Origin of the sequence: Pseudophaeobacter sp. TrK17 (assembly GCF_042192375.1) — a bacterium.
Classification (GTDB): Bacteria; Pseudomonadota; Alphaproteobacteria; order Rhodobacterales; family Rhodobacteraceae; genus Pseudophaeobacter.
In genome coordinates this window covers 2,057,544-2,079,356 of record NZ_CP071700.1, presented here as the reverse complement: position 1 = coordinate 2,079,356, position 21,813 = coordinate 2,057,544, and the positions used below count along the sequence as shown (strand labels likewise).

General features: G+C 57.0%; 20 protein-coding genes. 10 read left to right on the top strand and 10 right to left on the bottom strand.

What is annotated here, in order from left to right; all coding sequences use genetic code 11:
• Nucleotides 1-305: 305 nt before the first annotated feature.
• The 3 genes from JZI28_RS09725 to JZI28_RS09715 are packed head-to-tail and all read right to left on the bottom strand — an operon-like array spanning nt 306 to nt 2,964.
• Nucleotides 306-1,316, bottom strand: a complete 1,011-nt coding sequence (locus JZI28_RS09725; protein ID WP_375699996.1) for a zinc-binding alcohol dehydrogenase family protein — start codon at nt 1,314-1,316, stop codon at nt 306-308.
• A gap of 24 nt (nt 1,317-1,340) precedes the next feature.
• Nucleotides 1,341-2,516, bottom strand: a complete 1,176-nt coding sequence (locus JZI28_RS09720) for an MFS transporter (RefSeq protein ID WP_375699995.1) — start codon at nt 2,514-2,516, stop codon at nt 1,341-1,343.
• 10 nt (nt 2,517-2,526) lie between these two features.
• On the bottom strand, nt 2,527-2,964 hold the full coding sequence (locus tag JZI28_RS09715; protein WP_375699994.1) for a glyoxalase: 438 nt from the start codon (nt 2,962-2,964) through the stop codon (nt 2,527-2,529).
• A 106-nt stretch (nt 2,965-3,070) separates the two neighbouring features.
• On the opposite strand from JZI28_RS09715, the gene JZI28_RS09710 reads away from it, so the two are divergent.
• Complete coding sequence (locus JZI28_RS09710; RefSeq protein WP_375699993.1) at nt 3,071-3,952, top strand: LysR family transcriptional regulator; 882 nt, start codon at nt 3,071-3,073, stop codon at nt 3,950-3,952.
• Nucleotides 3,953-4,137: 185 nt separating this feature from the next.
• Here JZI28_RS09710 and JZI28_RS09705 read toward each other — a convergent pair whose 3' ends face one another.
• Nucleotides 4,138-5,118: an alpha/beta fold hydrolase gene (locus JZI28_RS09705; RefSeq protein WP_375699992.1), complete on the bottom strand. Its 981-nt coding sequence runs from the start codon at nt 5,116-5,118 to the stop codon at nt 4,138-4,140.
• Between the two features lie 245 nt (nt 5,119-5,363).
• On the opposite strand from JZI28_RS09705, the gene JZI28_RS09700 reads away from it, so the two are divergent.
• From JZI28_RS09700 to JZI28_RS09680, 5 genes are all read left to right on the top strand, one after another.
• Complete coding sequence (locus JZI28_RS09700) at nt 5,364-6,059, top strand: helix-turn-helix domain-containing protein (RefSeq protein ID WP_375699991.1); 696 nt, start codon at nt 5,364-5,366, stop codon at nt 6,057-6,059.
• A 157-nt stretch (nt 6,060-6,216) separates the two neighbouring features.
• A complete protein-coding gene (locus tag JZI28_RS09695) occupies nt 6,217-7,113 on the top strand; it encodes a hypothetical protein (RefSeq protein ID WP_375699990.1) in 897 nt (298 codons plus the stop codon).
• A gap of 78 nt (nt 7,114-7,191) precedes the next feature.
• A complete protein-coding gene (istA, locus tag JZI28_RS09690) occupies nt 7,192-8,691 on the top strand; it encodes an IS21 family transposase (protein ID WP_375700067.1) in 1,500 nt (499 codons plus the stop codon).
• Nucleotides 8,688-9,446: an IS21-like element helper ATPase IstB gene (gene istB, locus JZI28_RS09685; RefSeq protein WP_274841184.1), complete on the top strand. Its 759-nt coding sequence runs from the start codon at nt 8,688-8,690 to the stop codon at nt 9,444-9,446. The genes istA and istB overlap by 4 nt, the downstream gene beginning before the upstream one ends.
• 224 nt (nt 9,447-9,670) lie before the next feature.
• On the top strand, nt 9,671-10,630 hold the full coding sequence (locus JZI28_RS09680; RefSeq protein WP_375699989.1) for a hypothetical protein: 960 nt from the start codon (nt 9,671-9,673) through the stop codon (nt 10,628-10,630).
• Between the two features lie 63 nt (nt 10,631-10,693).
• On the opposite strand, the gene JZI28_RS09675 is transcribed toward JZI28_RS09680, so the two are convergent.
• Together JZI28_RS09675 and JZI28_RS09670 are read right to left on the bottom strand one after the other, a co-directional pair.
• Complete coding sequence (locus JZI28_RS09675; RefSeq protein ID WP_295453421.1) at nt 10,694-11,293, bottom strand: L,D-transpeptidase; 600 nt, start codon at nt 11,291-11,293, stop codon at nt 10,694-10,696.
• A gap of 191 nt (nt 11,294-11,484) precedes the next feature.
• Entirely contained in the window at nt 11,485-12,984 is a 1,500-nt protein-coding gene (locus tag JZI28_RS09670; RefSeq protein WP_295453423.1) for a CoA-acylating methylmalonate-semialdehyde dehydrogenase, read from the bottom strand.
• 146 nt (nt 12,985-13,130) lie between these two features.
• Here JZI28_RS09670 and JZI28_RS09665 point away from each other — a divergent pair, with 146 nt between their 5' ends.
• The 3 genes from JZI28_RS09665 (at nt 13,131) to coaD (ending at nt 15,245) form a co-directional block, all read left to right on the top strand.
• The gene (locus JZI28_RS09665; RefSeq protein WP_295453426.1) at nt 13,131-14,027 is read left to right on the top strand and encodes a LysR family transcriptional regulator; all 897 of its coding nucleotides are present in this window, start codon (nt 13,131-13,133) and stop codon (nt 14,025-14,027) included.
• A 55-nt stretch (nt 14,028-14,082) separates the two neighbouring features.
• The gene (locus tag JZI28_RS09660; protein ID WP_375699987.1) at nt 14,083-14,517 is read left to right on the top strand and encodes a CBS domain-containing protein; all 435 of its coding nucleotides are present in this window, start codon (nt 14,083-14,085) and stop codon (nt 14,515-14,517) included.
• A gap of 230 nt (nt 14,518-14,747) precedes the next feature.
• Complete coding sequence (coaD, locus tag JZI28_RS09655) at nt 14,748-15,245, top strand: pantetheine-phosphate adenylyltransferase (RefSeq protein WP_297339007.1); 498 nt, start codon at nt 14,748-14,750, stop codon at nt 15,243-15,245.
• Between the two features lie 212 nt (nt 15,246-15,457).
• Here coaD and JZI28_RS09650 read toward each other — a convergent pair whose 3' ends face one another.
• Both JZI28_RS09650 and gap read right to left on the bottom strand, forming a co-directional pair.
• Nucleotides 15,458-15,601, bottom strand: a complete 144-nt coding sequence (locus JZI28_RS09650) for a glyceraldehyde-3-phosphate dehydrogenase (protein WP_375699986.1) — start codon at nt 15,599-15,601, stop codon at nt 15,458-15,460.
• 107 nt (nt 15,602-15,708) lie between these two features.
• A complete protein-coding gene (gene gap, locus JZI28_RS09645; protein ID WP_375699985.1) occupies nt 15,709-16,710 on the bottom strand; it encodes a type I glyceraldehyde-3-phosphate dehydrogenase in 1,002 nt (333 codons plus the stop codon).
• Nucleotides 16,711-16,952: 242 nt separating this feature from the next.
• On the opposite strand from gap, the gene JZI28_RS09640 reads away from it, so the two are divergent.
• The gene (locus JZI28_RS09640; RefSeq protein ID WP_375699984.1) at nt 16,953-17,924 is read left to right on the top strand and encodes a DUF808 domain-containing protein; all 972 of its coding nucleotides are present in this window, start codon (nt 16,953-16,955) and stop codon (nt 17,922-17,924) included.
• 138 nt (nt 17,925-18,062) lie between these two features.
• Here the strand turns inward: JZI28_RS09640 and JZI28_RS09635 are convergent, their stop codons facing one another.
• Together JZI28_RS09635 and tkt are read right to left on the bottom strand one after the other, a co-directional pair.
• Nucleotides 18,063-19,256: a Hint domain-containing protein gene (locus JZI28_RS09635; RefSeq protein WP_375699983.1), complete on the bottom strand. Its 1,194-nt coding sequence runs from the start codon at nt 19,254-19,256 to the stop codon at nt 18,063-18,065.
• 364 nt (nt 19,257-19,620) lie between these two features.
• Nucleotides 19,621-21,642: a transketolase gene (tkt, locus tag JZI28_RS09630; protein ID WP_375699981.1), complete on the bottom strand. Its 2,022-nt coding sequence runs from the start codon at nt 21,640-21,642 to the stop codon at nt 19,621-19,623.
• Nucleotides 21,643-21,813: the final 171 nt, after the last annotated feature.

Below are 21,813 nucleotides of genomic sequence, written 5' to 3'. Positions count from 1 at the left end.
AGTTACCAAAAAACGCGTTTGCGTCCAGAATGACAGCAAAGCTGATGCGACCCTGTTGCGGCTCCAGAAGCGGGGCAAAACCTTGCTTCTTTCGAATTCATATGGGCGACGGTGAAGTAGGTGGTTCCATGACAGCTTTGAGCGCAGCCACCAGAGACAGCAACGAGCACTGCCCCAGGTGGGGGCATCATTGCGCTGCCAAGGCAACAGTCAGCCCAACGGGATCGATGCCGCAGGGCGCGCGCCAATGGAGGCTTTGCCGACATGAGGTCGTGCGGAGCGGGTTTCCCACTCCGCACGTGTTGTCAAAAGCCCTCAAGGACGATTTTGCCTTTGGCTTGACCCGTTTCAACCAGCCGGTGCGCTTCGCGCATATTGGTGGCGTTGATGGGTGATATCCGTTTTGACACGGTTGTCTTGATCTTTCCCGCGTCGATTTGACCCGCGACGTATGTCAGCAGTTTGTGCTGCTCGACCATATCGTGGGTCTGGTGCATTGATCTGGCAAACATGAACTCCCAATGCAGGCTCGCCGCCTTCATCTTCATCCCGCCCATCGGCATCGGCAGATCAGTATCGTCAATCGACACAATGCCACCTTGCGGGCGGATCAGCTCGACGGCCGTCTCCCAATGGCGCATGTCGTTGAAGATTGCGATATGATCCACATGCTGAATCCCCAGTGCACGGATCTGCGCCACCATATCTTCGCGGTGATTCACCACATGATCCGCACCAAGTTCCTGCACCCAGGCCGAGGTTTCGGGGCGTGAGGCTGTGGCAATGACCTTCAGGCCAGCCTGTTTGGCAAGCTGAATACCGATGGAGCCGACACCACCACCGGCACCGATGATCAGGATGGATTGCCCCCCATCAGCGCCGTCGCGATCAATGCCGAGGCGATCAAAGAACGCTTCGTAGGCGGTGATCGTGGTCAGCGGCAATGCCGCGGCCTCTGCGTGGGACAGGGACGCCGGCCTGCGCCCGACGATACGCTCATCGACAAGATGGAATTCAGCGTTGGTGCCGGAGCGGGTGATGTCGCCCGCATAATAAACCACATCGCCGGGCTTGAAGAGCGTCACCTTAGAGCCGATAGCCTCGACCACGCCGGACGCGTCATACCCGATGATACGCGCTTGATCCTCGACCTTGTCCTTTGGTGCCCGCACCTTTGTATCAACCGGGTTAATGGCGACGGCCTTGACGGCGACAAGAATGTCGTGGCCTTTGGGTGCTGGTTTATCTACCTCCAGATCAAGGAACGCGTTGGTATCCTCGACGGGCAGATAGTGGGTGAAACCTACGGCTTTCATGTGAAATTTCCTTGAGGTTTGGGGTTAAGCTGCGACCGAAACGGAAGGGGATTTCCATTCCTGCCAGATGATGAAGAGCAGGCCGATTGCGGGGACGATGATGGCGGCGAAGGGAATGTATCCCGGTCCCCATGTGCTATCGACAACGACGCCGCCGATAATCCCGCCCAGGGCGTTGGCGATATTGAAGGCCGAGATGTTCGCCGTCGCGGCCAGCTCGGGGGCATCGCCGCCGTGTTTCATGACCCGCATCTGCATGGGCGGCACGTTGGCAAAGGACACCACGCCAAAGACAAAGGAGGCGGCAACGAACAGATAGGGTTGCGACGCCACCAAACCGACGACGATCAGGGCGACACTCATTGCCAGGGGCCATCCGATCAGCGACGCGCTCAGGTTCTTGTCTGCGGTTTTGCCGCCAAGGGTGTTGCCCAAAACCAGGCCCAGGCCGACGATGACCAGGATCCATGTCAGAGAGGATCGCTCAAACCCTGCAACCTGCTCGGCGATCGGGGCTATATATCCGTAAAACGTCATGAAACCGGCCCAACCCAGTGTTGTGATGAGCAAGCTGGCCAGCAGTTGCGGATTGCGGAACGCGCCAATCTGTGAGCGGAAAGATTTTGGCTCTTCAGCCCCCTGTGGCGGGATGGCAATCGCAATTGCGGCAGTGGCGATTGCCCCTAGCGCGGCGACAACAATAAAGGTGGCGTTCCAGCCGAATATATTGCCGATCCATGCCCCGCCGGGAACGCCAAGCACATTTGCCAGCGTCAGGCCCGCGAACATTTGACCGACTGCCTGGCCCTCCATGTTCTTGGCGACCAGTCGCGTCGCAACCACCGCTCCGATACCGTAGAATGGCCCCTGTGTCAGACCAGCCATGACGCGGCTGATCATCAGGGTGGTGTAGTCAGCCGAAAATGCGGTGATCAGGTTGGAGACCACAAACAATGCCATCAGCCCGATCAGCACAACCCGCTTGCGGTAGCGCGCCAGCCATAGGGTCAGGATAGGGCCACCAATGACGATGGCCAAGGCATAGGCGGTGATCAAATGTCCCGCTTGCCCCTCCGAAATATCCAGGCTTTCGGCAACCTGTGTAAGAATACCGGCAATCACAAACTCTGCGGTGCCGATGGCGAAAGCTGCGAGGGTCAATACCCAGACCTGCAGCGGCATTTTTGATTTTAGTGACATGGCTTCGGTCCTATCCGGGACGGATTTGTTCAGTTGATGACTGCGCCACCATCGATGTCGATGGCGAAGAGATAGCGTTTGGCTCATGAAAGACGGCCTCGATCAGCGGGCCGGATGGGGTTCGCAAGAACAGTCGCCGCTCGCCCAGCTCGGCGAGATCCATCTTTGAGTAGGGGATATTCAGCGCTTCCAGCCTGGCACGGAATGCGCTGTAATCGTCGAGCTGGATGCCCACATGGTCATAGGCCTCTGCCGCGCTATCAACGCCATAGCCCCGCGCACCAATCAGGTGAACGATGGGCTTGTCGTGCGCATAGAGCCAATGTCCTGGAATGCGCCGGATCGCCTGTGGACGTTCGCGTTCTTCAAGCGCGTCAAAAACCTCAAGCAAGAAAGACCTGGTACCGGGCAGATTGCGGGTGCGGATGGTGATGTGGTCAAGGTGCATGATGACCTCCTTTCGTTGGTCATGATCTACAGCCTGTCCATCCGCTGAATAATTGGGTAAATATCAAAATGATAATTCGGTGGTTCCGTATAATGTGAGGGCGATCATGCTTATCGAAAATCTCAGGCTTTTCCTCCTGATCGTTGAAAAAGGCGGGCTCGCCGCAGCTGGGCGCGAGATCGGCCTTTCCCCGGCGACGGTCACAGACAGGCTTGCAGCGCTTGAAACCTATTACGGTGCAGGTTTGCTGACGCGAACGACCCGCTCGATCAGCCTGACGGACGAAGGCCGAGAGCTCATAATCGGAGCGCGACGCATATTGGCGGAAGCCGAAGAGACCGAGGCGCGGATTAAGCTGGGTGTCGAGAAAATTTCAGGACGGATCCATATGAGCGCGCCGAGCGATCTGGGCCGCAATCAGATTGTCCCGTTGCTTGATCGCTTCATGGAGCAGAACCCCGAAATCTCAATCGACCTTACACTCAGCGATGGCTATGTCGATCTGGTCGGGCAGGGCATCGATCTGGCCTTACGATTTGGCGAGCTTGCCGACAGCAGCATGAAATCGCGTAAGCTGGGCGTGAACCGTCGCCTTGTCTGTGCGGCTCCGGAATATCTGAAGCTGAACGGGACGCCCCGCCATCCGGATGATCTGGCGCATCACAACTGCCTCATCATGCGGTTCGGTGCCATCACGGATCAGGATTGGACCTTTACGGTCAATGGCGAAAAGCGCGCCTGCCGGGTCTATGGCAATCGCATTGCCAATGACGGCAGTCTCATTCGGGAATGGTGCCTCAGTGGTTACGGTGTAGCCCTGAAGTCAGAATGGGATGTCCGAGATGATCTGATGGCGGGCCGCCTTGTTGAGCTGCTTGAAACCTTTGCTGCAGAGGCAAGTGCGCTGCAAATGGTTTACCCTGCGGGCGCTGTGCAGCCACGGCGGGTACGGGCCTTGATGGAGTATCTGTCAAAGGCGCTTCACTAACGGTTGCAGGGAACGCAGACCTAAAGCGTTCTTAGCCGGATGGTTGTTTTGTCCCGCCCTGCGTGAAACCGCAGGGCCGTTAGCTTGGCAGCAGCAAGCACCGAGCGCCTTATGCAGGCCCGTTCAATTTGACCCATATACAGTGCAGCTGCCCGTTGGTGTGTTGCAAGTTTCAGACCGCTGTTTCACGGCGGTGACGTTGGGGGTTCTGCGTTTTTGCGCGGCGCCTTGGCGACCGCCAGAAACGCCTGATAAATTTCGGCGACCCTGTCGGGCTGATCCAGCATCGGAAGGTGACCACATTGATCAAGCTGCGCCAAGTTTGAAACAGGCAAGGCCTGGTCAAGAAGAGGCGCGCCACTGACGTGAAAGATACGATCCGGGCGACACCAGACCACCAGCGCTGGCATGGGCAGGGCTTTGGCCAGTTCCAGCAGCGTCGGCACAGAGGATTGATTGTGAACAACATCCCAAACCCGGGCATTGTGATCTGGGGTGGCGACTTCGCTTTGCATCCAGCTGTGCAGGATCGGCTGTGGCACATAGGGCATCTCGGGCGCCAGCCAGGCGTTGCGATTTACAAAGTCAGCTGCGTTTTGCACCACCAGGGGGGTGTCCCCTTGGGCACGGGCGATATCCATATCGCTCTTGATCGGGGTTGGCACCCCAAGGGGGCTGCCGATAAAGGCAAAACTCGCCATCAAATCAGGGCGCTTTGCAGCCAGCAATGCCGCCACATAGGCGCCCATTGAGTTTGCGCCAATATGCACATAGTTCAGCTCCAGTGCCTGTAAAACGGACAGCAAATTTTCTTGCTGTTGGTCAAGGGTGTACTGCCCGTCAGGCAGTTTTGCATTGTCGCCAAACCCTGGCAGGTCAATCGCGATCACATGGTAATCGTCAACAAGGGACCGCATCACATCGACCCAATGCTCTTTGCGGGCGTAGATACCATGTACCAGTAGTATCGTCTCACCGTGCCCGCCTTCGAGGTAGTGGATTTCGCCGATATCCGTTTGAACCGTTTTGGCGGAGAGGCCCGCTGACAGGTTGTTCAGACCAATCAAAACCCCCGCGACCTGCACTGGCATCATCGTCCAGGCTGTGGCGCTGATCACGCCAAGAGCCAGGACACAGGCCAGAACTCTACCAAGGAGACGGTTCATGGCCTACCTTCCTGTCGCAGGTGGGTGAGTGGTGTCATTTGGCAGGCTCCGTCCATTTCTTATCCCCCGAGTGGCTTTGATTGCCCCGGTTATGTGCCGGTTTTGGGTTGGTTGCTTGAAAGAACGTGCAAGCAATTGGCGATGCCCTTGGGTGCACAGTTGATGATTGTATCAGGGGGTGGGAGACTGGGCAGACCGCTAACCACCAAGGTAAGAGACCCAGCGATGACCAGTAAGAGCGGTTAATGCCGATGCCAGTTCACAGTTTCCACAATCACCGCTTCTCCTTTGAGGAAGGTGAACTTGCAGGTCACAAAAACCTGATGACCTGCGTCATCATCGGGAATCAGCACCCTGTGGTTGTCTCAGATGGCTGTGATCTGGTTACAGCGCAGATTATCTGTATCAAAGCCGATGTTTCGCACCGTGTGGCCGTGCCCAAAGGCGGCGCTGACATCATCTACCTGGATGGCGTCCGCCTTGGCACGGATCGCGCGCCGTTTATGCCGCTCACATCTGAATGGCGCGGGCTGGCGCGTGCCTTCGACCTCCAGGATTATGCCGCCCTCAATACCTTTCGTAACAGGCTTGAGCAGGACCGTTTGCCCCCTGACCAAAGCGTCATGGAGATCGTGAAAGAGCTCTATCTGGCACCGTTCACCCGTTTGTCGCAGACGGATCTGGCCTCAGCGCTTGGTCTGGAACGTACCCAAGCGCTGAGACACTTCAAAGCAACCACAGGACAAACCTTTCGACGGTTCAAGATTTGGGCCGCCCTTGTTGCGGCCACGCGCAGTGCACACGCGGGTGAGAGAATTGGCCATGCTGGAACAGAAGCAGGCTTTGCAGATGCTGCACATCTGGCGCGAACAGCAGGTCTCGTGTTCGGGGTGACACCCACTGTGGGGCTTTCTGGGTTGAAGACTATAGAGACCATGTGAGAACCGCCGCCAGGCTCCTCCGACAATCCGCCTGCAGTTCAGAAGAGGCATTCGGTGTGCCCTCTGCACGCATAGGGACAGTAACATGGAATTAACCAGGTTTGTCCTAAGGTTGCCCCAGGTCACTACAGACGTAAATTCGCAGCGGATATCACACATGGGGCAAAAGTTGGGCAAGAACACTTTCTCTTTAGAGCTTGGTAAAAATGCGGGTAGCAAAACGGCTTTGGTTGAGTCTCAGAGATTTCTAAGCCGCAAGGGGGCGTTGGCATCAGGTCGTTCAGGGCGTAAGCACAGCAAAAATTTCGCGGTCGATCAGAAGGCTGCTGAGCAACTGGATTCGCATCTGTTGTTCAAGGATATTTTGCTGGCGAAGGTGAACAACGAATACACCAAAGTTGGCCAACTGTCGCAGCAAGGCGTGGAACAATTCCCGACAGATTCCCGCTTTTACGTGTACCTGGCAAAATCTTTCTCACATAGCGGCAACTATCTTGAGGCTTTGAAGCATCTCACCCAGGGTTTGGCTCTTGAGCCGCAGAATTCAGAGATACTTGTCGCGATTGGGGGTACACTGGATGACTGGGGAAAGCCTCATGATGCCAAAGGGTTCTATCAGGCGGCTCTGGCTGTCGACCCTGCCAATGCTCAGGCGATCTCCCATTTGTTCAACTTAAGTTTGGCGGAATGTGACTGGAGTTTTTTCCCAAACCTCCCGGACATGCTGAAGGTCCTGGAGCAGGCGAATACTTTGGGCAATCCCTTTAACATCCTGTCGCTGACCGATGCGCCCGGATTGCACAAAAGCCATCTGATGCACCGCGACCGCTCAATGCAAAAGAATGTATTGAAAAACGATAAGTTCAAACCGCAGGTGCCGCCTGGTGAGAAAATTCGGATTGGATATTTTTCTTCGGATTTCCATAACCACGCCACGATGTTCCTGCTGGGGAAATTCTTTGAAAACCATGACCGGGATCGCTTTGAAGTCTTTCTCTATGACTTGCAGGAGTTGGTTGATTGTATAGGGCGGTTGCAAATTAGGCCACGGTAGCGCCGGTATTTTGCCGGGGCGGGCGGCGCAAAAGTCGTCCACTTTTGCTCTCACTGTCTTTGCAGGGAGGGCCGGAGGATTTTCACCGTGGAAGTATATTTAGCCGTGCGCCGCGCGCATTTCGATGAGGGGCGCAGCAAACGTTCGATCGCCCGTGATTTTGGCCTTGCCCGTGGAACGGTCGACAAGATGTGCGCGTATTCGTCTCCCCCTGGTTACCGCCGGAGCCAGAAAGTTCGGCGCCCGAAGTTGGAAGCCTTCACCGATACAATTGACCAATGGCTTCTGGAGGATCAGAACCGTCCGAAGAAGCAACGCCATACGGCGAAGCGGATCTTTGAACGGCTCCGTGAGGAAGAAGGCTTTACCGGCGGTTATACGACCGTGAAGGACTATGTTCGGGGGCATCGTCAAAAAGCGCGGGAGATGTTCATTCCACTCGCCCATCCTCCGGGTCACGGGCAGGCCGATTTCGGTGAGGCCGTTGTCATCCTGGGGGGCGTGGAACAGAAGATCCACTTTTTTGCCTTTGACCTGCCCTACAGCGATGCATGCTATGTGCGGGCCTATCATGCGGCGACAACAGAAGCCTGGATGGACGGGCATGTTCACGCCTTTGAGTTCTTCGGGCGCGTGCCGCTCTCGGTGGTCTATGACAATGACAGCTGCCTTGTTGCGAAGATCGAAGCCGGAGGGCGGCGTCGGCGGACGCAGATGTTCACGGAGATGTTGTCACACTACCTTTTTGATGATCGCTACGGCCGCCCGGGCAAGGGGAACGATAAAGGCAATGTCGAAGGTCTGGTGGGCTGGTCCCGGCGCAACCTGATGGTGCCGCTGCCGGAATTCCCTGATCTGGACAGCTTCAATGTCTGGCTCGAAGAACAATGTCTGACACGGCAGTCGGCTGTCTTGCATGGGCACCGGGAGACGATCGGGGAACGGCTGAAGCGGGATCTGGCTGCCATGTCGCCACTCCCTGCAATGCCTTACCAAGCCTGCCACAAGGCAACGGGCCGGGTCAGCTCCCAATCTCTGGTGCGCTACAAATCCAATGATTACTCGGTTCCCAGCACCTATGGCTTACGGGAGGTGACGATCCGTGCGTTTGTGGATGTGGTCGAAATCGGCTGTGGTGGTGGGGTCATCGCCCGTCACGCCCGCTGCTACGAGCGCGAACAAATGATCTTCGACCCTGTGCATTACTTTGCCCTTCTGGAGACGAAGCCCGGGGCCTTGGACCAAGCCGCCCCTTTGGTCGATTGGGAGATGCCCGACGAGCTGCAAACCCTGCGTCGCCTAATGGAAGCGAGACATGCCCGCCAAGGGCGCCGAGAGTTCATTCAGGTGCTTCGGCTCCTGGAAAGCTTTGATCTGCCGACTTTGTGCGCGGCGGTGCGGGTGGCGTTGCAAAAGCGGGCGATCGCCTTTGATGCGATCAAGCATCTGGTCCTGTGCCAAGTGGAGCGCCGCCCCGCTCGGCTCGATCTGTCCCTCTACCCCTATCTTCCCCGGACTGCGGTTCAGACGACAAAAGCCGCGAGTTACATGGCGCTCCTGTCGGAGGGAGCCGCATGACGGAAGTCCCGGACCTTCTGCTGGCCCATCACCTCAAGAAGCTCAAACTGCCCACCGTATTGCGCGAATACGAGAAGCAGGCGCGACAGTGCGCCGCCGAGGGGAAGGATCACATCCAGTTCCTCCACAGATTGATCGAATTGGAACTCATCGATCGGGAGCGGCGTATGGTGGAGCGACGGGTCAAGGCGGCGAAGTTCCCGGCGCCCAAAAGTCTGGACAGTTTCGACTTCCAGGCAATCCCCGCCCTGAACAAAGCCAGGGTGTTGGACCTCGCCCGTTGCGGATGGATCGAGCGGCGCGAGAACGTGATCGCTCTGGGGCCAAGTGGCACGGGCAAAACGCATGTCGCTCTTGGCCTTGGACTGGCCGCTTGTCAGAAAGGGATACCGGTTCGCTTCACCACCGCGGCGGCTCTTGTCCATGAGCTGATTGAGGCCAGTGACGAGAAACGGCTCCTGCGCCTGCAAAAGCAGATGCTGGCACCCAAGCTGCTGATCATTGATGAATTAGGCTTCGTGCCATTGAGCAAAACCGGCGCAGAACTCCTCTTCGAACTGATCTCGCAGAGATACGAACGCGCCTCGACATTGATCACCAGCAACCTCCCCTTCGAGGAATGGACTGAAACGCTCGGATCAGAACGTCTCACCGGCGCACTTCTTGATCGGCTCACCCATCATGTCTCCATTCTCGAGATGAACGGTGAAAGCTACCGCCTCGCACAGAGCCGAAAAACAACCCAGAACAACTGATCAGGAATTGCCCCTCACGGGGCAATGCGCCCGGGAACCCGCTTGCTATGTGAGGAGCCGCAGGTCCCCGGGCGCCTCTAAAATCAAACAAACGGCTCAATCCAAACTGGCCTACTTTTACGCCGCCCTAATGGACCAATTTTGCGCCGCCCTTGACATTGGTTGATACCGATTTTGGTCGCCAAATTAGATCTAACGCACAATCCTATGTCTCTTTGGTGGGCATGACTGATAAACAAGCCGCAGAACGGGCCCGCGCTGATGGATTGGATATTGCCGTTGATATGAAAGGCTATACCAAAGGCTGCCGCCCACTGATCTTTTCCCAGCGGGTCGCTCCTACTCAGGTTTCATATCTCGGCTATCCAGGCACCAGCGGCATATCCAACATGGACTATTTCGTTGGGGATCCAGTGACGGTCCCGGCTAAGACCCGGCGGTTTTTCAACGAAAAAGTTATCTATATGCCAAACTGTTATCAGGCGAACGACAATCTGCGCCCGCACCCGGATGTGATTCCATCCAAAGCAGAGCTTGGGTTGCCAGAGGACAAATTCATCTTTTGCAGCCTGAACAACCCCAATAAGGTCACACCGGTTGAGTATGATATCTGGATGCGGCTTTTGCATGCGGTTCCGGATAGTGTGCTGTGGATTCTGGCGCCAAGCGAGCACCAGAAAAAGAACCTCACCGATGAAGCGGCAGCCAGGGGCATTGGACCAGAGCGTTTGGTTTTTGCAGGTCGGCTAAGCAACAAGGCACATCTTGCACGATTGCCTCAGGCGGATCTGTTTTTGGATACGTTCAATTGCTGTGCTCATACCACGGCCAGCGAGACCCTGTGGTCTGGGGTGCCCTTGATCACAAAACCAGGGGAGCAGTTTGCCTCGCGTGTCGCGGCCAGCCTGCTTACCGCGATCGGCTGCGAGGATTTGATCACTCAAAGCGCTGAAGACTATTTTGATCTGGCGCTCAAGCTGGCCCAAGATCCAGAAGCTCTGGGGCAAATCAAACAGCGTCTGAAGGATAATCTATGGACCACGCCGCTCTATGATTCAGAGTCCTATCTACGGGATTTCCAGGATCTGATGGAAAAAGCCGTTACACGACAGCGATCAGGACAGGCGCCGAAACATCTGTTCTTGGGGGAAGAGCCTACTTCGCCAAAGAAAAAAGCCCGATAGGCGGTGTTTTGCAGCTGGGCCTGGTGCCAGGCAGGTCCAGCTGCAGAAGGTTGCTATTGAGGATTACAGAATACGCACCTGAGTGCCGACCTTAACCAGCGGGTAGAGCTGCTCAACATGCTGATTGTACAGACCAATACAGCCGGAGGAGCTCTGCCGTCCGATTTTGCGGGTGTCATGAGTGCCGTGGACCAGATAGGCCGGCCAGCTCAGGTACATGGCGCGGGTGCCAAGCGGGTTGCCGGGGCCACCTTCCATGCGCAGGGGCAGCGTCGGGTCACGTTCCCGCATATTTGCGGTCGGCGTCCAGCTGGGGTTTTCGGCCTTGCGGATCACCTTGGTATAGCCGCGCTTGGTCAGCTCTTCTGACATAGGCACCGAGGAAGGATAGAGCCGATAGGTTTCGCCATCACCACCCCAGTAGTGTACTGCACGCGATGTGACATCCGCCAGCAGGCACCCAATTCCAAGTTCGTCAAAATGATCCTGCCAGTTTTGTTGCTGGAACGAGGAAATATTGCGCTGAACTGTGTGCTGATCTGAAATCGGATCTTCATTCTGCGGAAATGCGTCGCTGGACTGCGCCCGCAGCAATGCCGGAGTGGCCAGAGATGCACCAAGCCCCAGAAGGGCAGCGCGGCGATGGATAGGTTTTGAAGACATGGGTTGGTCACACTGCTCGCTGTTTTATGGTTACTGTACCCATATGGGATGTTGCGCAGAGGTGAAAAGCCCCGCGCAGTTCACTTTTTCGTATTCATTCGAATTGTTGCATCTGTGTCGGGTGTTGAGAGCAAAAAAAGAGCCCCGAAATGCATCGGGGCTCTTTCTTTTTGTTCATTTAAGCTAGGTGTTTAGTCCATTGCTTTAAAGTTGAACTCGCCGCCTTCACGGATGCCCGAGGGCCAGCGCGAGGTGATGGTTTTGGTGCGCGTGTAGAATTTGAACGCATCCGGACCGTGCTGGTTCAAATCGCCAAAGGCGGATTTTTTCCAGCCACCAAAGGTGTGGTAGGCCAGTGGCACAGGAATTGGCACGTTGATACCGATCATGCCGATGTTGATCCGGTTGGCAAAGTCACGGGCGGTGTCGCCATCGCGGGTGTAGATCGCGGTGCCGTTGCCGTACTCGTGATCCATCGCGTAGGACAGCGCTTCTTCATAGGTTTCGGCGCGCACGGTGGACAGAACCGGGCCAAAGATTTCCTGCTTGTAGATGTCCATATCGGTGGTGACATTGTCAAACAGGCTGGGGCCAACAAAGAAGCCATCCTCATAGCCCTGCAGGCTAAAGTCACGGCCATCGACAACCAGATCGGCGCCCTGATCAACACCTGTTTGAACCAGACGCTCGATATTGGCTTTGGCAGCTGCGGTCACAACCGGGCCGTAATCGACATCGTCGCCGGCGGTATAGGGGCCAACCTTGAGGGTCTCGACACGGGGGATCAGCTTTTCGATCAGCCGATCAGCGGTCTCTTTGCCAACAGGAACCGCAACCGAAATCGCCATGCAGCGTTCGCCAGCAGCACCGTAACCGGCGCCGATCAGGGCGTCAGCCGCCTGATCAAGATCGGCATCGGGCATGATGATCATGTGGTTCTTGGCGCCGCCAAAGCACTGAACGCGCTTACCCTGGGCACAGCCGGTGCCGTAGATGTATTCGGCGATTGGGGTCGAGCCGACAAAACCAACCGACTGGATGGTGTCATCATAAAGGATCGCATCCACGGCTTCTTTGTCGCCGTTCACAACCTGAATGATGCCTTTTGGCAGGCCTGCTTCTTCCAGCAGTTCCGCCAGCATCAAAGGCACCGATGGGTCACGCTCGGATGGTTTCAGGATGAAGGCATTGCCGCAGGCGATGGCCGGGGCAAACATCCACATGGGGATCATCGCTGGGAAGTTGAACGGGGTGATACCCGCAGTCACGCCCAGGGCCTGACGCATGGAATACATGTCGATGCCGGGGCCGGCGCTGTCGGTGAATTCACCTTTCAGCAGCTGTGGCGCACCGATGCAGTATTCTACAACTTCCAGACCACGCTGGATGTCGCCTTTGGCGTCGGGGAAGGTTTTGCCGTGCTCGCGCGACAGGGTTTCGGCCAGCTTGTCCATGTCGCGGTTCAGCAGGTCGACAAATTTCATCATTACGCGGGCGCGGCGCTGGGGGTTCACTTTTTCCCAAGCAGGCTGAGCAGCAGCGGCAACCGCGACGGCCTGCGCCATCTCTTCTTTGCTGGCCAGTGGGCATTTGGCCTGCACTTCGCCGGTGGCGGGGTTGAAGACGTCAGAAAAACGGCCCGACGTGCCTTTTACGTGTTCACCGTTGATGTAGTGGGTGAGCTCTTGCATCAAAAAAACCTCCTCATGGATGACTTGCGGCGAGCTTAGGCTTGCAAAAAACAACGGAAAAGAGGAAAGATTTCAAATAGGGTTTGCAGGAACGCAAATGGTTAACGGGGCCGTCTGGCCTCGATCAAACTGAGGGGATCGCGCAGATGGATGCTCAATGGGATGATATGAAAGTGTTTTTGGCGGTTGCCCGCGAGGCCAGCCTGTCTGGTGCCGGGCGCATCCTAAAAATGGATCCTGCCACCGTGGGCCGTCGCATTGCACGTTTTGAAGCTGCATTGGAAACCCCTCTTTTTGTCAAATCCCCTCAGGGCTACGCGCTCAGCGCCTCGGGGGACCGTCTCTTGGTTCATGCCGAGGCCGCAGAACAGGCGATGCGCGCCGGGGCCGAGGCGCTGACAGGGCCAAGCGATACCCTGTCGGGGCAAATCCGCATCGGTGCGCCGGATGGCAGCGCCAATTACATCCTGCCGCAGGTCTGTGCCCAGATCTGTGAAGAACACCCGGATCTGGATATCCAGATCGTTGCCTTGCCTCGGGTGATCAACCTGAGCCGTCGCGAGGCGGATATGGCGGTCACGGTGAGTGCGCCTACAGCGGGGCAGCTCCTGGTGCAAAAGCTGACGGATTATAAACTGCATATGGTGGGCTCACACCATTATCTGCGCAAACACCCGCCGATCAAAAAGCTCGAAGATCTCAAAGGTCACAAAATGATCGGCTATATTCCCGACATGATTTTTGATCAGGAGTTGGATTACATCAGCAATCTCGGCGTCGAACGGGTGGCGCTGGCCTCCAATTCGGTGTCAGTACAGATCAAGCTGGCGGCCCAAGGCACGGCGCTTTGTGTGGCGCATGATTTTTCGCTGCCGGCGCACCGAATGCTGCGCAAGGTTCTCACCGATAAGATCAGTCTCACCCGCAGTTTTTACCTGGTACGCCATCAAGGCGACCAGCGCAGCGAGCGGTTGAACCGCTTTGCGCGTGCCTTGACCAAAGGCATCCGCGAGGAGGTGGCCCGGCTGGAGGCCTTGACTTGACGCGGCGTTGCGGCAACGCTTGGTAATACGCAATAAAATTACCAAAGGAGCGCATATGCTGGTTCAATTGATTCTGAAGTCCAAGGCGGGCGCCGCAGTTGTGACAGTGGCCCCCAATGCGTCCGTTGCCGATGCAGCAGCTGTGCTTTCGGACAAGGGGATCGGCACGGTGGTGGTCTCTTCTGATGGCAAAACAGCTGAAGGCATCTTGTCAGAGCGAGATATTGTCCGCGAGCTTGGCAAAAGCGGCTCAGGCTGCCTGGGCAAACCTGTCAGCGCGTATATGACCACAAAGCTGGTAACCTGCTCGCGCCAGTCCAACGTCGAAGATATCCTGCAGCAGATGACAACGGGCCGTTTCCGCCATATGCCAGTGGTTGAAGACGGGGAAATGGTGGGCCTGGTCTCTTTGGGGGATGTTGTTAAGGCGCAGCTGGCCGAAATCGCCATGGAGAAAAATGCCCTGGAAGGCATGATCATGGGGCACTGACACCCACGATTGATGTCACGCGCCGCTGGCGCCTGTCGCGCAGCGGCGATGGCCGCTGCGGCTGGTGCGGGTTTCTGGTCTGGCGTATTCCCGGATAAACGTTGGGTCGCGACCAGATGACGCGTGGGAATATCGCTTTGGGTATTTTCCCCCTCTTGCGTCCTCAGGGGTTAAGATGTTTGGTCTGCGCAAGAGCTTAGACTGAAACAGTACCATGACAGGAGAGGCCAATGCGCATCGGCTTGTATCCAGGGACGTTTGATCCCATCACATTGGGTCATATCGACATCATCCGCCGGGCCAGTGCGCTGGTGGACAAGCTGGTTATCGGGGTTGCGATCAACCGCGACAAGGGGCCTTTGTTCTCGCTGGAAGAACGCGTTGCCATGATTGAGGCAGAATGCGCAAAGCTGAGCGAGCAGACCGGTACTGAAATTGTGGTGCATCCCTTTGAAAACCTGTTGATTGATTGCGCCAACGATGTTGGCGCCCAGATCATTGTTCGGGGGCTTCGGGCTGTTGCTGACTTTGAGTATGAATATCAAATGGTTGGCATGAACCGCGTATTGGATAGCTCGGTTGAGACGGTGTTCTTGATGGCAGAGGCCCGGCATCAGGCGATCGCCTCCAAGCTGGTCAAGGAAATTGCCCGTCTGGATGGGGATGTTTCCAAGTTTGTCACGCCACTGGTCTTTGATGAGCTGCGAAAACGGCTTGGCAAGATCTAGGTGAGAGCTAGGCAAGGGCGGTCGGCCCGGTGTCATGCAGACTAACGGCCATCAGCCTTTGGAGAGAACTCCACGACATAATTATGAAAAACAACGCTTGGCGCGGCCTGACACAGGGCTGCGCCTTTGTCGTTTTTGCGCCCGAGTGGTTTTGGCAGAGGTGTTTTGGCCAGCTTCGGTTTGGCTGACCTCAACAGGACGGGCAGGGGAGCTCAGCGCCAGAAGGCGACCCAGTCGAGCAGCTCGAACAGCTTTTTCGCCAGAAACAGCAAATTGTCCCCACCAAACAGCAAAAGGTCAGCGACCACTGCCAGCACCAGTAACAGGCCAAGCCATATGGCAATCTTATTTGTCATGAGGCTCCGCCAGAATGAATAACGCCCGCTCAGATATGCCTGAGCGGGCGCGAAATCTCAAGAGCGACACGCCATTAGCGCGCTCTGCGTTCAAATCCCGGGTTGGTTTACACCAAACGTCCCATGGCGACGGCAACATCGGCCATACGAACAGAGAAGCCCCATTCGTTGTCATACCAGGACAGAACCCGCACCATGCGGTCCTCGACCACGCGGGTCTGATCCGGGGCAAAGATCGAGCTCTCGGAGGAGTGGTTGAAATCAATCGACACCAGCGGCGCGGGCTCATAGCCCAGAACGCCCTTCATCGGACCGGCGGCAGCTTCCTGCATCGCGGCGTTGATCTGCTCGACGGTGACATCGCGGCTGGCGCGGAAGGTCAGATCCACAGCCGATACATTTGGCGTGGGGACCCGAATGGCAGAGCCGTCCAGACGGCCTTTCAGGTTGGGCAGAACCTCGCCCAGGGCCTTGGCAGCACCGGTGGAGGTGGGGATCATCGACATGGCCGCGGCGCGGGCGCGATAGAGATCCGAGTGGCGACGGTCCAGGGTTGGCTGATCACCGGTATAGGCGTGGATGGTGGTCATGATGCCATGTTCGATGCCAAAGGAGTCATCCAGCACCTTGGCAATGGGCGCCAGACAGTTGGTGGTGCAGGAGCCATTGGAAATCATGGTGTCAGAGGCTGTGAGCTCGGTGTCGTTGACGCCAAAAACGATGGTTTTGTCGACATTTTTGCCGGGCGCAGACAGCAGCACCTTTTTGGCCCCACGCGCCAGGTGAGCCTTGGCTTTTTCACCGTCATTGAATTTGCCGGTGCATTCCAGAACCACGTCACAGCCGGACCAGTCCAGCTCATCCATGTTGTAGGTCGAGAACATCTGCATGTCGCCGCGGCCCAGGTTCATGGTGCCTTCACCTATGGTGACCTCACCCGGGAAGCGACCGTGCACGGAGTCGTATTTGATCAGATGGGCAGCCGTGTCCAGCGGGCCGGTTGCGTTGACTTTGATCACTTCAATGTCGTCACGGCCAGAGGCGGCAATGTGTGACAGGGTGCAGCGGCCAATACGGCCAAAACCGTTGATCCCGACTTTGATGGTCATGTGCATATCTCCAGGCGAGCAAATCTTGGTGTCGCGTATAGACGTCATTGGTTTCCTGCTAAAGGGGCAAATATAGCGAAAACACAGTATGTTAGCGCAAAACCTGGCTGGTGGCGTTAACGGTTTTACCCGGTGGCGTTAACGGAAATCTGCGGGCGCAGATCGGTTGCGCTAACGCTTGTCACCCGCCACAGATAGGGTAGGTTGCAATAAAATGTGCGGTACAGATAAGGGTTTGTGACATGAGCGGTTTGCTGGCTTTGTTGGATGATGTGGCAGCGATCGCCAAGGTGGCGGCGACCTCGGTTGACGATGTGGCGGCTGCGGCCGGCAAGGCCGGGGCCAAAACGGCGGGCGTGATTATTGATGACGCGGCGGTGACGCCAAAGTACCTGCAAGGTTTTGCACCGGCGCGCGAATTGCCAATCATCTGGCGCATTACCCGCGGCTCCCTGTTCAACAAGCTGATTCTGTTGATGCCCGTGGCGATGCTCTTGGCAAATTTTGCGCCCTGGGCGATCACGCCTTTGTTGATGCTGGGCGGTAGCTATCTGTGTTTTGAGGGCGCGGAAAAGATCTTTCACGTGCTGTTTCCCCACGCCAGCCATGAAATCGCGCAGGATATGACCATCAAAGACCCCGGTCATCTGGAGGAGGCAAAGATCAAAGGTGCCATCAAGACCGATTTTATCCTATCGGCAGAAATCATGACCATCGCCCTTGCCGCAATTGAAGCGCCAAATGTCTGGATTCAAGCGGCAACCCTTGCGGTGGTGGCCATCGGTGTGACGCTGGCGGTCTATGGTTCGGTGGCGCTGATCGTCAAGATGGACGATGTGGGCCTGTTCCTGGCCAAAAGAGCACCGACCCCCGTCGGGCGTGGTCTGGGGCGTGGATTGGTGAAATTCATGCCGGTGCTGATGTGGTTGTTGTCAGTGGTGGGAACCGCCGCAATGCTTTGGGTTGGTGGATCCATCATCATCCACGGGCTGGAGGTTCTGGGCTTTGGCTGGCTCGGCCACCATATCCACGATCTGGCCTATGCAGCAGGCCACGCGGTACCCGCAGCCTGGACCGGATTTGTCGAGTGGAGCGCCAAGGCCACCATGGACGGCGTCTTTGGCGTCGCCTGGGGATTGGTGCTGATCCCGGTGGCGACCAAAGTGATCGGGCCAGTGATGGGGATGTTTGGTGGTGAGAAAGAAAGTCACTGAGTTCACTGTCTCACCAAGACCGAATAGTCCGCTTCGAGCCCAAATGTATCCAGCGCGGTTCTTGAATGTCCGGTCTTGCTCGCAGGGAGCCTTTTAATGTGAAGCCGGATCGGTATGGGTGAGAGTGCTTGATAGCCTCTAGAAAACGGTAAATGCGGGAGGCCGCAAAACCTTTTCGATTTTCCGAATGGGCGTCATCTTAGTCCGCTGTAGCGCGCTTGGCAGCCGTGCTTGGTCGCTGCTGTATTTTGTCAGCAAGAGTGTCTCTGCCCACGCGCCATTGGCGCGGACCAGTTGATGGTGATCAAGCAAGATGTGGTAGTATCGTGCAATTTTGCAAGACGGCCGTTCCGTTACACCGGGTAGCTGAAGAAGCTTTTTGGCCGCGACAATGTAAGTGGGATTGTTCTGCGGCAGAGCGATCCTGTGTTGCGGCGAGACGAGAAGCTCACGGTTCGGAACCTTCGGCCCGAGCGCATTGGGCCGAAACCGAATAGGTTTCATTTTGTGAGGGCCATTTTTGAACTTGTAGCATCTACAGGAAATGAACCTCACCGGCTGCAGCCCGTTGTCTAGGGTTTCGACCAAATCGCCGAGACGCAACGCCTCGACGGGTGTCGGGCCTGTTGCCGTATCAATCAGGGTGCCCTTCAGAAAACACACCGGCCCCGACTGAAAGGTGAAATCCGATGCTGACTGAGACGCATAGTTCAACCATTTTACTTGGGTCACTGAGCCGTCGGGAAGTGTGATCAGAGTCCCCCAATTTCCATCGTCACTTAAGTAAGGCTCAAGTTCGGCGTAGGTTGTAATTCCCGGGTAGTCGACGGAAAGGGTATCGCCATCGGCGGCGTTGTAGTCTTCGATCGTGTCAATGCTGCTGCCCGTCGTGATGACGAAAGTATCCGCGCCAGCGAAGCCGTAGATTGTGTCATCGCCCGCGCCGCCGCGAATTTCGTTGTCGCCATCACTGCCGTAGATCAGGTCATCACCGTCGCCCCCGTCTAGCGTGTCATTTCCCTGATTGGCATAGATCGTGTCATTGCCATCACCGCCATCAACAAAATCATCGCCATCGCCACCATGCAGGCTGTCGGCCCCCGCACCGCCCCGAATTTCATCGTCACCAGCAGCAGCATAAATCGTATCTGCGCCGTCGCCTCCATCAATAGTGTCACCGCCATCGGCAGAACCGAGGGCATCATCACCGTGTATGACGTCATTACCGGCACCGGCGTTGATCGAATCAGCACCTTGGCCGCCAGTAATCGTGTCGTTGCCGGACGTCCCCTTTAGAGTGTCGTCGCCGCTACCACCGTTGATTGTCGCCATCGTCGCTATCCTAGGAAATGCAGGGGCAAAGTTCGCACAAATACATTGAATTTCTCTTATTTTGCCGCTGGTGCCGCGAAATCGGGGCGTCAGGTCGGGCAGAGTGAGATCCTAAAGCATGAGGTGATCTTTGCGTTGTTGAGAGTGAGTTGGCGGCTCCAAATCACCGATTGTTGAGCGGTTCGCCAATGGCCAAAGCACCGCTGGGGCAGGGGCAAAATCACCCGACAGGGCGGATGCTTCGCTTCCTATCGTTTTGTTCGGACACGGTAGTTTCCTGAAAACACGGCCGGTACTGCGGCCACCTTTAAGCAAAAAGGGCACCGAGCTAGGTGCCCTTTTAGATTTCAATTATGGCTGAATTTTAGCCCAACAGTTCTTTTACCTTGGCGACGGTGGCCTCGGCGGTGATGCCGAATTTTTCGAACAATTCACCAGCTGGGGCGGAGGCGCCAAAGCGGTCCATGCCGATGAAACCGGCCTTTTTGTCCTGGCCGCGTTCGCCCATCAGCCAGCGATCCCAGCCGCCGGCACGCATGGCGGCCTCGATGCCGACCCGTACCGGGCCTGCGGGCAGGACCTTGCGGCGGTAGGCTTCATCCTGGGCGGCGAACAGCTCCATGCAGGGCATGGATACAACGCGGGTGCCGATGCCTTCCGCTTCCAGCTTGGCCTTGGCGTCCATCGCCAATGACACCTCTGAGCCGGTGGCGATCAGGATGGCCTGACGCTTGCCTTCCGCCTCGGCCAGCACATAGGCGCCCTTGGAGGTGAGGTTGCTCAATTTATGTTCGGTGCGCAGGGTCGGCAGGTTCTGACGGGTCAGGGTCATCACCGAAGGGGTGTCCTTCTCGGTGAGGGCCACTTCCCAGGCCTCAGCCGCCTCAACCGCATCCGCGGGACGGAACACATAGGTGTTGGGCGTGGCGCGGCAGATTGCCAGATGCTCAACCGGCTGGTGGGTTGGGCCATCTTCGCCAACGCCGATGCTGTCGTGGGTCATCACAAACACTGTCGGGATCTTGGACAGCGCCGCCAGACGCATGGCGGGGCGGGCATAGTCGGTGAAGCAGAAGAAGGTGCCGCCATAGGCGCGGATACCGCCGTGCAGCACCATGCCGTTCATTGCGGCGGCCATACCGTGCTCGCGGATGCCCCAATAGACATAGCGACCCTTGCGGTTATCGGTGTCAAAGACGCCCAGATCGCCGGTTTTGGTATTGTTGGATCCGGTCAGATCAGCCGAGCCACCAACGGTTTCGTGCATGATCGGGTTGATCACTTCCAGCGCCATTTCAGAGGCCTTGCGGGTGGCAACCTTTGGCTGCTGTTCCGACACCTGCTTTTTCAGCGCCTTGATGGTGGCCGACAGCTTCTTGGGGGCTTCCAGCGCATAGGCGCGGTTGAACCGGTCCTGTTTCTGCTGCGACACCTCGGCAAAGCGGGCGTCCCAAGCGGCACGTTCTGTCGCACCACGGGCGCCGATGGCTTCCCATTGGGATTTGATATCAGCAGGAACCTCAAACGGGCCGGTTGTCCAGCCATAGGCCGCCTTGGCGGCAGCCATCTGATCAGCGTCGGTGAGCGCGCCGTGGCCCTTGGAGGTATCCTGTGCCGCATGGCCCAGGGCGATATGGGTTTTGCAGGCGATCATCGAAGGTTTTTTCGATTTCTTCGCCGCTGTCAGCGCCTCGTCGATGGCAACAGGGTCGTGGCCGTCGATTTCGATCACTTGCCAGCCAGAGGCGCGGAAGCGCTGCACCTGGTTGGTGCGATCCGACAGCTCAACCGTGCCGTCGATGGTGATGTTGTTGTTGTCCCACAGAACAATCAGCTTGCCCAGCGAGTGACGGCCAGCCAGGCCGATGGCCTCTTGGCTGATGCCTTCCATCAGGCAGCCGTCGCCGGCGATGACATAGGTGTGGTGATCGACAATCTTGCGGCCGTATTGGGCGCGCTGCATTTCTTCGGCCATGGCAAAGCCCACGGCATTGGAAATACCCTGACCCAGGGGGCCAGTGGTGGTTTCAACTGCGTCGAGCAGGAAGTTTTCCGGGTGGCCCGCCGTCAGTGCGCCCATCTGGCGGAAATTCTTGATCTGATCCAGGGTCACCTGTTTGTCGCCGCAGAGGTACAAAAGCGAATAGATCAACATCGAGCCATGCCCGGCAGAAAGGATGAAGCGATCCCGGTCTGGCCACTGGGGGGCTGCGACATCAAATTTCAGGTGCTTTTCAAACAGCACGGTGGCGACATCGGCCATGCCGATGGGCATACCTGTGTGGCCAGAGTTGGCGGCGGCGACGGCGTCAAGGGCGAGCGCGCGAATGGCGGCGGCCTTGTTCCAATGGTCGGGGTTGGCGGTGCGCAGGGCTGTCAGATCCACTGAAGTTTTCCTTTGGGTTACCAGGCTGGTTAGCCGCTCAATAGCAGTGACAGCCCAAAGATCAAGCTTTCTGCGCCATTCCCCGCCATGTAGGCGAAGTCATGACTGCAAGTGCTTGAAAGCAAAGAGGGGGTGTTTTACTCCTGACTTCGTTAAGCTGTTGGCAATGTG